9 protein-coding genes are annotated in these 11,382 nt (G+C 72.3%); 7 read left to right on the top strand and 2 right to left on the bottom strand.

The genetic code is table 11. The features are described from left to right. Nucleotides 1-17 precede the first annotated feature (17 nt). From OOT42_RS19940 to OOT42_RS19930, 3 genes are all read left to right on the top strand, one after another. Nucleotides 18-893, top strand: coding sequence for a serine hydrolase domain-containing protein (locus OOT42_RS19940; RefSeq protein WP_273652890.1), 876 nt, complete (start codon nt 18-20; stop codon nt 891-893). Nucleotides 894-1,101: 208 nt separating this feature from the next. Then, the gene (locus OOT42_RS19935) at nt 1,102-3,519 is read left to right on the top strand and encodes a ricin-type beta-trefoil lectin domain protein (RefSeq protein ID WP_273652889.1); all 2,418 of its coding nucleotides are present in this window, start codon (nt 1,102-1,104) and stop codon (nt 3,517-3,519) included. A 48-nt stretch (nt 3,520-3,567) separates the two neighbouring features. Next, complete coding sequence (locus OOT42_RS19930) at nt 3,568-4,107, top strand: hypothetical protein (RefSeq protein WP_273652888.1); 540 nt, start codon at nt 3,568-3,570, stop codon at nt 4,105-4,107. A gap of 133 nt (nt 4,108-4,240) precedes the next feature. Here OOT42_RS19930 and OOT42_RS19925 read toward each other — a convergent pair whose 3' ends face one another. Continuing rightward, nucleotides 4,241-6,592, bottom strand: coding sequence for a non-reducing end alpha-L-arabinofuranosidase family hydrolase (locus OOT42_RS19925; RefSeq protein ID WP_273652887.1), 2,352 nt, complete (start codon nt 6,590-6,592; stop codon nt 4,241-4,243). Nucleotides 6,593-7,050: 458 nt separating this feature from the next. Between OOT42_RS19925 and OOT42_RS19920 the strand changes: the two genes are divergently transcribed. The 4 genes from OOT42_RS19920 (at nt 7,051) to OOT42_RS19905 (ending at nt 10,692) form a co-directional block, all read left to right on the top strand. Beyond that, nucleotides 7,051-7,803 (top strand): RNA polymerase sigma factor, encoded by a 753-nt coding sequence (locus OOT42_RS19920; protein ID WP_273652886.1) that lies wholly within the window; start codon nt 7,051-7,053, stop codon nt 7,801-7,803. Between the two features lie 2 nt (nt 7,804-7,805). Next, nucleotides 7,806-8,621 carry a hypothetical protein gene (locus OOT42_RS19915; RefSeq protein WP_273652885.1) on the top strand — a complete coding sequence of 272 codons (816 nt, stop codon included), beginning with the start codon at nt 7,806-7,808 and terminating at the stop codon, nt 8,619-8,621. Nucleotides 8,622-8,938: 317 nt separating this feature from the next. Then, entirely contained in the window at nt 8,939-9,181 is a 243-nt protein-coding gene (locus OOT42_RS19910) for a hypothetical protein (RefSeq protein ID WP_273652884.1), read from the top strand. Continuing rightward, nucleotides 9,178-10,692, top strand: a complete 1,515-nt coding sequence (locus OOT42_RS19905) for an acyltransferase family protein (protein WP_273652883.1) — start codon at nt 9,178-9,180, stop codon at nt 10,690-10,692. Before OOT42_RS19910 ends, OOT42_RS19905 begins: the two co-directional genes overlap by 4 nt. Here the strand turns inward: OOT42_RS19905 and OOT42_RS19900 are convergent. Further along, nucleotides 10,595-11,377 carry a DinB family protein gene (locus OOT42_RS19900; protein ID WP_273652882.1) on the bottom strand — a complete coding sequence of 261 codons (783 nt, stop codon included), beginning with the start codon at nt 11,375-11,377 and terminating at the stop codon, nt 10,595-10,597. The two genes, OOT42_RS19905 and OOT42_RS19900, sit on opposite strands and share 98 nt — an antisense overlap. Nucleotides 11,378-11,382: the final 5 nt, after the last annotated feature.

The following is an 11,382-nucleotide window of genomic DNA, read 5'->3' as shown; positions in this document are numbered from 1 at the left end:
GTCGCTAGTCTCACGGCGTGCGTACAGCGACATCCGTCCTCGACCGAGTCGTCACGGCGATCAACGCCGAGAAGCTGGCCGCCTACGGCGTGCACGTTCTCGTCGGCGACGACGAGGCGCAGCACCGCTGGCGTAGCGACGATCGCGTGAACGTCTACTCCGTCTCGAAGGGAGTGAGCGCGCTCGCGGCCGGGATCGCCGTCGACGAAGGGCTCCTGTCGATGGAGACACGAGCCGCCGAGCTGCTGCCGGCGATGCGTCTCGGCGACGGCGTCGAGGCCGTGACCCTGCGTCATCTCCTGACCATGACGAGCGGCATCGACTTCGAGTGGTTCGGCAGCCAGGTCGTCCCTTGGCCTGATCTCGCCCAGGAGATGCTGCGCCGCCCCACGCGCGGGCCCGGCGCGGTCTTCCAGTACTCCGACGCCAGCACCTACGTCGCGATGCGCATGGTGGGCTCGGTCGTCGGCGACGTGCGCGACTGGCTCCTGCCGCGGTTGTTCGACCCGCTCGGCATCCACAATCCGCAGTGGCATCGATGCCCACAGGGTTGGATCGTGGCGGGGAGCGGCCTGGAGCTGCGAACGGAGGAGCTCGCGCGGATCGGTCGTGTGCTACGCGACCGCGGGAGCTGGCACGGGCATCGGATCGTCAGTGGCTCGTGGATCGACGCCATGCACTCGAGCTGGGTCGCCACGGGCTGGGGCGAAGCCTCGTCGCGCTACGGCGTCGCCGTGTGGGAGGGCCCGGGCGAGGGTTGGCGCCTGGACGGGCTCTACGGACAGTTCGTGTACCTCCCCACGAACGGCGACGCGGTCGTCACGATCACGGCCCACGAGGAGGCCCGGGACCGTCTGCTCGTCGAGATCGCTGCGGAGGCCGTGAACGGGTGATCGACGTGGACGCCGCGCCCCATGACGACGCCCGCGCGCAGGCATACAGCACCCGCCGCGCACCCGCCGTGTGAGCGCTCACATCCGAACCGTTTCTCCCGTGGCGCGGCACTTTCGCGCGGTGCTAACCAAGGGACACGGGACGTCCGAGGACTGGCACCAGGATCGTCCCGCGTCGACGACGGCGTCGCACCGGACGGGGAGAGCCATGGTCGGATCCACCCATCGCAGCACAGCCGCGAGGGCACGGCGGGCGGCGATCGCCCTGGTCACGGCCGGCGTCGCCGTGTGCGCCGGGCTCCCGCTCGCCGCCGCGCCGGCCTCGGCCGACGCGGCGATCACCATCGACGGCTCGTCGGGTGGCCGGGTCTTCGACGGCGTCGGCGCGATCAGCGGGGGAGGGGGCAACAGCCGGCTGCTCATCGACTACCCCGAGCCGCAGCGGAGCCAGATCCTCGACTACCTCTTCAGGCCCGGCTACGGCGCTGCGGTGCAGCTGCTCAAGCTCGAGATCGGCGGCGACACCAACACGACGTCGGGCGCCGAGCCGAGCCACGAGCACACGCGCGGCGTCGTCGACTGCAACCGGGGGTACCAGTGGTGGCTGGCCGAGCAGGCCGAGGCGCGCAACCCCGGCATCCGGCTGGTCGGCCTCACGTGGGGCGCCCCGGGCTGGATCGGCTCGGACTTCTGGACGAACGACGCGATCACCTACCTCACGGACTGGCTCGGCTGCGCCCGGTCGCACGGGCTGACCATCGACTACCTGGGCGGATGGAACGAGAAGGGGTTCAACGCCACCTGGTACAAGAACCTCCGCGCGGCCCTCGACGCCCGCGGCTACGGCTCGGTGAGGATCGTCGCGTCCGACGACTTCGGCTGGGCCGCCGCCGACCAGGCGCTGCGTGACCCGTCGATCGCCCAGGCGGTGGCCGTGTTCGGCTCGCACTACGTGTGCGGGTACCGCAGCGCGCAGACCAGCTGCCCGAGCTCGTCCAACGCGATCGCCACGGGCAAGCCGCTGTGGGCCAGCGAGAACGGGTCCGACGACTACAACGGGGGCGCCGAGGCCGTGGCTCGCGGCATCAACCGCGGCTACATCGACGGGCGGATGACGGCGTACATGAACTGGCCGATCATCGCCGCGATCACCCCGAACCTCCCCTGGCCCACCATGGGCGTCGCCACCGCGCCCCAGCCGTGGTCGGGGTACTACTCGATCGGCAAGAACGCCTGGGTCATGGCCCAGACCACGCAGTTCACCGCGCCGGGCTGGCGCTACCTGGACGCGTCCAGCGGGTACATCGGGGGCAACCGCAACGCCGGCAGCTACGTCTCGCTGAGGTCGCCCACGGGGACCGACTACAGCACGGTCGTCGAGACGATGGACGCCTCCAGCGCCCAGACCCTGAACTTCACGGTGGCCGGTGGCCTGTCCCAGGGGACCGTGCGCGTCTGGTCCACCAACGTGAGGTCGAACAGCTCGGCCGACCACTTCGTCCGGCAGGCCGACCTCACGCCGTCGGGCGGCCGCTTCTCCCTGACCGTCCAGCCCGGCCGCGTCTACTCCCTCACCACCACGAGCGGCCAGGGCAAGGGCACCGCGACCAGCCCCGCCCGCGGCAACCTGGCACTGCCCTACAGCGACACGTACGACGGCTACGCCCTCTCGAGCGAGGCCAAGTACCTCATGGACCAGGAGGGCTCGTTCGAGATCGTCGCGTGCGGCGGCGGCCGCACCGGCCGGTGCGTGCGGCAGATGTCCGAGCAGACGCCGATCAAGTGGACATCGCAGGGCGCCGAGCCGTACACGCTCCTGGGTGACACGAGCTGGACCAACTACACGGTCTCGTCCGACGTGCTGCTCGAGAAGAGCGGGTACGCCCAGCTGATCGGCCGCGCGGCGTCGTACCAGTTCCAGGCGCCGGCGAACCTCACCGCGTACTACCTGCGGCTGGACACCGGGGGCGCATGGTCGATCCGGCGCAACGACACCAGCGGGAACGCGCGGACCCTCGCCAGCGGGACCGTCGCGGCGCTCGGCACGGGACGCTGGCACCGCCTCGCGCTGACGTTCGACGGCGGGACCATCACGGCCGCGATCGACGGCACGACCGTGGGTTCGGTCACCGACTACACGTCGGGCGCCGGTCAGGTCGGCTACGCGACCGGTCAGGGCGTCACGGCGCAGTTCGACAACCTCACCATCACGCCCGGCAGCGGCACCGGGACCGGTGGTTCGAGCGGCGTGCTGCGCGGGGTCGGCTCCGGGCGCTGCCTGGACGTCCCGGGCGCCAGCCAGACCGACGGCACCGTCCCCGCGCTGTGGGACTGCAACGGCGGCAGCAACCAGCAGTGGACCGCGACCGCCAACAACCAGCTCGTGGTCTACGGCAACAAGTGCCTGGACGTGCCGGGGCACGCCACGGCGCCGGGCACCCGGGTGACCATCTGGACCTGCAACGGCGGCGCCAACCAGCAGTGGCGGCTCAACCCCGACGGCACCGTCGTCGGCGTGGAGTCAGGGCTGTGCCTGGACGTGACCGGTGCGGCCACCGCCAACGGGAGCCCGGTCGCCATCTGGACCTGCACCGGCGGCAGCAACCAGCGGTGGAGTCGCAGCTGATCCCGAGCCGAGGGGCCGGGTGTCACCGGCCGGGCCTACTGTCCGAACATGGGCGGGGCCACCAGGACGCGGGCCGTCTTCGACGGCGAGCAGCTCATCCACGCGCTGGACGAGGAACGGACCGCGCGCGGGTTGACGTGGACGAGGCTCGCCGTCGAGCTCTGGGAGCAGACCGCCGTGCTCAACGCGCGGCTGGGCGGGGACGCGCTGTGCCCGGGTGCGCTCTACCGCACCTCCCTGCGGGGGACGATGTCGTGCCAGTACGCGCTGCCGCTCCTGCGATGGCTGGGTCGACCGCCCGAGGACTTCCTCGTCGGTGAGAGGGCGGAAACCGGCGATGCCCGGCTCCCCGAGGCCGGGCCCGACCGGCAGCTGCGCTGGGACCTCGCGGAGCTGCACGCGGCGGTCGACGCGCGCCGCCGGGACCGGGGGCTCACCTGGGCGGTCCTGGGGGCCGAGCTCGACTGCACGCCCAACCGGCTCACCAACCTCAGGACGGCGCGGCTCGCCGACATGGGGCTGGTCATGCAGATCACCCAGTGGCTCGGGGAGCCCGCAGCCCGCTACATCCACGCCACCGACTGGTAGTCGTCGCTCGCGGCCATGGAGACGAGGAGGGTGGGCTCGATCGGATCGAGCCCACCCTCCCCGGTTCCCACGGTCGTGGGTGTGCCGTTCCGTGCCCGTCAGTGACGTCGGGCCGGACCGCGCACCCCGCCTGTCACCGCTGCAGGGTCAGGAGACCCGGGCGGTAGGGCAGGTTGTTGTAGTCGGTGTTCACGTCGGGGTCACGACCCTGGTAGAGCAGCTGCAGGTTGCACGGGTCGATCGTCTTGGTCTGGTCGGGGTTGGACCGGACCAGGTCACCGTGGCTGATGTCGTTCGTCCACGTCGCGCCGCTGTTGGCATTGCCCGCGAACGGGTTGCTCTCGGTGGCCGCCTGCGGTGTCCACGTGCCCGACAGGCTCGACGACGTGAACGAGCGGAAGTAGCGCCCGCGCGAGCCCATCGCCTCGACGATCATCAGGTACTGGTTCTGCCCGGCGACCTTGTAGACCTCCACGCCCTCGAACAGGTTGGCCTGGGTGTCGCTCATGATCGTCGTGTAGTTCGACCCGAAGCTGCTCGGGAAGTTCCCGATCGGCATGCTCGCCCGGTAGATGTTCCCGTTGTCGCCCGCGAAGAACAGGTACATGTTCTGCCCGTCGGCGATGAGCGTCTGGTCGATCGGACCGGTCCCGGAGTTGGAGATGCTCCCCGTGAAGAGCGGCTGCGGCGACGACCACGAGTTCACGTTCGTCGGGTCCGTCGAGGTCCGGTAGATGAACGGCCACTGACCCCACTGGTACGCCAGCACCCAGATGTTCTTGGGTGCGAAGTAGAACAGCGTGGGAGCGACGGTGCCCGACGGGAGCGCGTTCTGGCTCGCGGTGGCCATGTCCGACCAGCTCGTGAAGGGGCTGAACGCCATCGAGCCGTAGCTGCCGTTCTCGACCTTCGTCGCGTAGACGAGGTGCTTGCCGTTGTGGACGACGTTCGTGAAGTCCTTGAGCGACGTCCAGCCCGACCTCGGCTGGGCGAGGGGGCCCGAGGAGGTCCACCGGTAGGTCGACGGCAGCGAGCACGTCGGGGTGCTGGTGGGCGTCGGGGTCGGGGTGGCGGTCGGCGTGGGCGTGACCGTCGGGGTCGGGTCCGGGGTGGGTGTGACGCCACCGTTGCAGACGGTCCCGTTCAGGCTGAAGCTCGTCGGCGACGGGTTGCTGCCGCTGTACGCGCCGTTGAACCCGAACTCGACGGTGCCGCCCGCCGGGATCTGCGGGTTGTAGCCGACGTTCTTGGCCGTCACCTGGTTGCCGCTCTGGGTGGCGGTCGTGCTCCACGCCTGGGTGATCGTCTGGTTGCCGGGGAACGCCCACGTGAGCGTCCAGCCGTTGATCGCCGAGCCGAGGTTGGTGATCTTGACGCTGGCGGTGAAGCCGGTGGCCCACGAGTTCGCGGTGTAGCTGACCGAGCAGCCGGTGCCGGGGTTCGACGTCGGGGTGGGTGTCGGCGTCTGGCTCTGCGTCGGCGTGGGGGTCGATGTCGGCGTCGGGCTGGGCGTGGCCGAGTTCAGCGTGTCGAGCACGGAGGTGTACGCGGCCTTCTTGTTGCCCGACCCGTCGAAGAGCAGGGGCGTGCCGTACGACCGCCACGAGTCGGAGTCGCGGACACCCCACACGGTGATGCCGGTGCAGCGCGACACGTTGAGGCACGCCTGCACGACCCGCTGGTACGACTGCGCCTGCGACGAGCCCGAGCCTTCGATGTCGAGCTCCGTGATCTGCACGTCCACGCCCAGGTTGGCGAAGCTGCGCAGCGTGGTCTCGTAGTTCGACGGCACGGGGCTCTGGGCGTTGAAGTGCGACTGGAACCCGACGCAGTCGATCGGCACGCCGCGCGACTTGAAGTCGCGGACCATGGTGTAGACGCCCTGCGTCTTGGCGTGCGACCAGTCGTCGGTGTTGTAGTCGTTGTAGCAGAGCTTCGCGCCGGGGTCGGCGGCGCGGGCGGCACGGAACGCGGCCTCGATCCAGTCGTTGCCCGTGCGCTGCAGGTTCGAGTCACGCCGCGCCCCGGACGAGCCGTCGGCGTAGGCCTCGTTGACGACGTCCCAGGCGTAGATCTTGCCCTTGTAGTACGACGCCACCTGGGTCACGTGGTTGAGCATCGCGTTGCGCAGGTCGGTCCCGGACATGTTCTGCATCCAGCCGGGCTGCTGCGAGTGCCACGCCAGGGCGTGCCCGCGGACCTGCTTGCCGTTCTGCCGCGCCCAGTTGAGGATCCGGTCGCCGCTCGAGTAGTTGAACTGGCCACGGTTCGGCTCCGTGGCGTCCATCTTCATCTCGTTCTCGGCCGTGATCATGGTGAACTCACGGTTCGCGATGTTCGTGTACGTGCTGTCACCCAGCCGGCCCGCCGCGATCGCGGTGCCGAAGTACCGCCCGCTCTGCGCGGCAGCTGCACCGAGCGTGCTCGCCGCCGCCTGGGCAGGCATGGCCGCGGCGAGGCCCGCGGCGGCCACTGCCAGGGTCAAGGACGCGGCGACGACTGCGCGTCGCCCTCGTCGTGGTGTGGTCGTCATGCAACACCTCTCTCGGAGCACCCACGGGACCGACCGGTGGGCTGTCAGCGCGGAGCTGTGGGCTGACGGCGTCGTCTGCCCACGGGGGCGCGGTCGCTGGGCGTGACACTCCGGCGACCGACAGTGTGAGCGCTCACATTCGCACCACGGCAAGAGGAGAAACCAGAGGCAAATCGTTTCTTGGGTCGGATCGATCCACGGCGCCGGGCGGACCGCCTCGCGGTCGCCCGCACCCAGAGGGGCGGGCTCCCAGCCCCATCTCGCTCACCCCGGAGCCGCAGCTCGCTACATCCACGCGACCGACTCGTCGACGCCAGCAGCCAGCCGCCGTCCTGGGCTCGGCCCTCGCGGGCGCGACGAACGGCCCGAAGCGCGGTGTAACTTCCGGCCGTCTCGCGACACTTCCCGGTATGACCTCGAACGACGCTTCCCTCGGGTCCGACGCCGACGCGGTCGTCGGGCTCCCCGAGCCGCCGAGGGACGCCGCCCGCTTCGCGGACCTGTGGGACCGGTACGCACCACGCGTCCAGGCGTACGCGCTGCGGCACGTCGACCGCGACACCGCCCAGGAGGTCGTGTCGGAGACGTTCCTCGTGGCGTGGCGACGGTGGGCCGACGTGCCGGCGGAGCCGCTCCCGTGGTTGCTCGTGGTGGCACGCCACACCATCGCCAACCATCGGCGGGCGCACCATCGGGCACGGCTGCTCGTGACCGCGGTGGCCCGTCTGGAGCTCGTGATGCCCCGGACGACGGACGCCACGGACGGACTCGTGGCCGAGCGTGACGCGCTGCTGCGCGCCCTGGCGCGGCTGACGACGCGCGAGCGGGAGGCCCTGCTGCTCGTCGCGTGGGACGGCCTCACGCCCGCGCAGGCAGCGGGTGTCGCCCGGTGCAGCCCCGCGACGTTCAACGTCCGGCTGCACCGTGCCCGCCGCCGGCTCGACGCCGCGATCACGTCCGACGAGCGACCACCCGCCACGCCGCGGGCGTCGCCTCGTCCGCAGGTCGGCGTCGTGACCGCCCTGCGCACCCCGACCACGTCGACCCCCTCGGCACGGTCCACCGCGCCGGGGCCGGCCGTCGCGTCGACGTCGCCCAGCGCACCGGCCCCGTCGACGACCGCGACTCCCGCCACCACATCCGCCACGACTCCGAGAGGCTGACCATGACCAGCACCGACATCCTGACCCGCCACGCACCCCGCCCTCCGGTCGACCCGGACGGGCTGACCGAGGCGAGGCTCGCGACGTTCGACCGTCTCGACGCGACGGTCACGCCGCTCCCCGCCCGGCACGGCCGCCCTGCGCAGCGCTGGGGTGTGGCGGCCGCGGGTGTGGCCGTCCTGACGGTCGCGGGCCTGACGTTGCCGTCGCTCGGCGACCAGCCGGCGTTCGCCGGGTGGAGCGAGGTGCCGACGGCGGCCGACCCCGCCGCGCTCGCCGCGAACACCGACTCGTGCGTGCAGCTCGCCGCCGAGAACCCGAGCATGCCGGTGGGCACCGCGGCGCCCGTCCTGTCCGAGCTGCGAGGTCCGTGGTCGTTCACCGTCGCCGACGTCGGGGGTGTGCTGCTGACCTGCCTCGAGGGGCCGTCGCAGAGCTTCGCGACCGGGTTCGACGACGACGGCGCGGCCTACGGGTGGGTCACGGGTGAGCCGCGCGGCGAGTCCGACGTGTCGATGGTGAGCGTCGTGCCCACCGGCGGCCTGGACGACCCGGAGCCCGGCGAGCTCACGGTCGGGGCGGGCAGCTCGTACGGGAACGACCAGAGCGGGCGGTGGAGCGCGGTGCTCGGACGTGTCGCGTCGGACGTCGGGTCGGTCCGCGTGGTGCTCGACGACGGGACGGTCGTGGACGCGTCGGCGTCGGAGGGCGTGTTCGCCGCCTGGTGGCCGAGCGCGGCCCTGCCCGTCGAGGTCACGGGTGTTCGGGCGGACGGCAGCCCGGTCAGCGAGGCATGGGGCTACGCCTGGCCGGAGTGAGCCCGCCGTCAGCATCCCGTGGCGTCGGCCGGCAGGTCGGCGCCACGGGTGTGCGCGTCTCCCGGCCGACGGGCGTGCGGAACGCGGCGAGGGTCAGGTGCGGGCCTCGTGACGGCCGGGGCGAACGGTGTCGGGGGAGTCCCTCCCACGGCGACCCGGGCAGCACGGTCGCGCCTGCGTGGTTCCCGCAGGAGGGCCACCGACCCACGGCGCAGGTCCAGCACGCTCGTCCGTGCACCCGCAGCCCTCCGCGAGCACCGGCCGCACCTGCCGGGTGACGCCGTCACCGCGGCGTGAACCCGAGGAGGACGGCCCCGATGGACCGACCCGAACAGCACACCGCCCGTCGACCCGACGACGCCCGCCGCACCGTCGGCGTCGGCCGTGGCGCTCCCGACGTCGTCGACCGTGAGCGCGCGGAGGCGTGGCGCCCGGTGACCGTGCGCGAGCTCGGCGACGGTGTGCTCGCGATCGCCGTCGGCACCGGGCATCACCCGCTGGGTCTCCGGGCCCAGCGGGTCGGTCCGCGGTCCCGCGACCGGGCCACACTGGGGGGATGATCGTGCCGACGATCCGCGAGCTCGTCGACGGCACGCCCGACACGCGCCGCCGCCACGTCGACCTGCTGCGCGCGGTCGCGATCACCGCCGTCGTGCTCGGGCACTGGCTCGTCATGACGGTCGAGCGCGACGCGACCGGCCGCCTCACGGGGTTCACCGCGCTGCGTGACGCGCCGTCCCTGCACCCGGCGACGTGGCTGTTCCAGGTCATGCCGGTGTTCTTCCTCGTCGGCGGCATCGCCAACGCGATCTCGTGGCGGCGGCACCAGGACCGCGACGGCACCGCGGCGCGCTGGCTGCTGGACCGCAGCGCGCGGGTCTTCCCGCCCGTCACGGCCCTGCTCGTCGCGGTCGCCGGGGGCGCGTTCGTCGCGGGCCGGCTCGGCGTCGAGCCCGGGACGGTCGCGCAGGCGGTGCACCTGGTGACGCTGCCGCTGTGGTTCCTCGTCGTCTACCTCGCCGTGATCGCGCTGACACCGCTGATGTACCGCGCGCACGAGCGGTGGGGCATGACCGTCCCGCTCGTGCTGCTCGCGGGCGTCGCGGTCGGCGACGCCGCCCACCTCGCGAGCGGGCAGGACGTCTGGGCGTACGGCAACTTCGCGTTCGCCTGGCTCGCCGTGCACCAGGTCGGCTTCGCGTGGGAGGACGGCCGCCTGCGGCTCACGCGGCGACGGGCCGTGGCGCTGCTCGCGGGCGCCGTCACCGCGCTGGTCCTGCTCACCGGTCCCGGCCCCTACCCGGTCAGCATGGTGAGCGTCCCCGGCGCCGCGATGCAGAACGCAGGCCCGCCGACCCTCGCGCTCATGGCGCTCGCCGCCGCGCAGCTCGCGGTCGTCGGCCTCGTCGCCGGGCCGTCCGAGCGGTGGCTGCGACGTCCGCGACCGTGGACCGTCGTCGTCGGCGTGAACTCGATGATCTTGACCCTGTTCCTGTGGCACATGGTCGCGGCGCTCGCGGGCGCCGTCCTCCTCGACGCGCTCGGGCTGCTGCCGTCGGCCGACGCCGGGTCCTCCGCATGGTGGGCGGGTCGCGTGCCGTGGATCCTCACGCTCGTCGTCGTGCAGGCCGTCGTGGTCGCGCTGCTCGGCCGCACGGAGACCGCGGCGACGCGCCGCCGGATCGCGGCGGGCCCGCGAGCGAGCGCGAGGACGACCGGCGACCTCAGCCCGACGCTCCGGTGGGTCACGCGGACGCCCGTCGTCGTCGGCGCGTACGTCGCCGCGATCCTCGGGATCTTCGTGCTGGCGTACGCGGGCCTCGGCCCGCACGGGCCGTTCGTGATCCCGACGAGCGCGCTCGTGCTGCTGCTCGCCGGCGCCGGGGTGCTCCGTCTCGGTCGGCGGCGAGCGACGGTCGACGGACTCCGAGGTCGCCCGAATCGGACGGGCGCGCTGCCCGTGGGCGGGACCGTCAGCCCTGCGTGGCGATCGTCGCCAGGTCGCGCGTCGCGTAGCGGTGGTGCTGCCACTCCTCGTCGAAGATCACGCGCAGGCACTGGCGCACGGTGACCCGCGAGTCGTCGGCACCCCCGTCGCCCCACGGGTTGGTGCCGGCGTCGCGGTCGAGCTCGTCCTGCGTGAGCCCGGTGAGGTGGGCGCGCACCTGGGCGACGCGGTCGGCGCGCGCGGCGAGGGCCTCGTCGAGCGTCACGGCGGTGCCGAGCGGGACGAGCCCGTACCTGTCCTCGAGGCCCTGCGCCTCCCAGAACAGCAGGCCGAGCGGGTGGAACGGCTGCTCGCGGCGCAGGATCGCGAGGTTGAGCCAGGCGTCGGTCGCGAGCACGAGGTGCCGGATCGTCTCGGTGAAGGACCACTCGCCGTCGACCGACACGTCCGCCGTCCCCGGCGGCATCTCGCGCACGCGTCCGATCGTCGCGTCCCACATGCGCTGGAGCGCCTCGTAGCCGGCGCGCACCTCGTCGGGGGTCCTGGCCCGCAGGGCGGAGCGCTCGGGATGACGGCGGTCGAGCTCGGCGATCAGGAGGGGCGCGACCTCGACGCCCCAGATGGTCAGCCCGTCGATCTCACCGTCGATGTCGGCGTCCGTGAGCTCGACGCCCCGCATGCGCACGCGCTGCAGCCCGACGTCGCGGAAGACGGCGTCGCCCATGCGGTCCCGCACGAACTGCGCGCCCCGCAGGTCCTGGTGCTGGATGCGGCTGCCCCGCCGGTCCTCGAACTCGATGTCCACCATGTCCG

This window comes from Cellulomonas fimi, from assembly GCF_028583725.1.
Lineage (GTDB): Bacteria > Actinomycetota > Actinomycetes > Actinomycetales > Cellulomonadaceae > Cellulomonas > Cellulomonas fimi_B.
The sequence above is the reverse complement of the archived record's forward strand: the minus strand, read 5'-3'. Positions and strand labels throughout refer to the sequence as shown.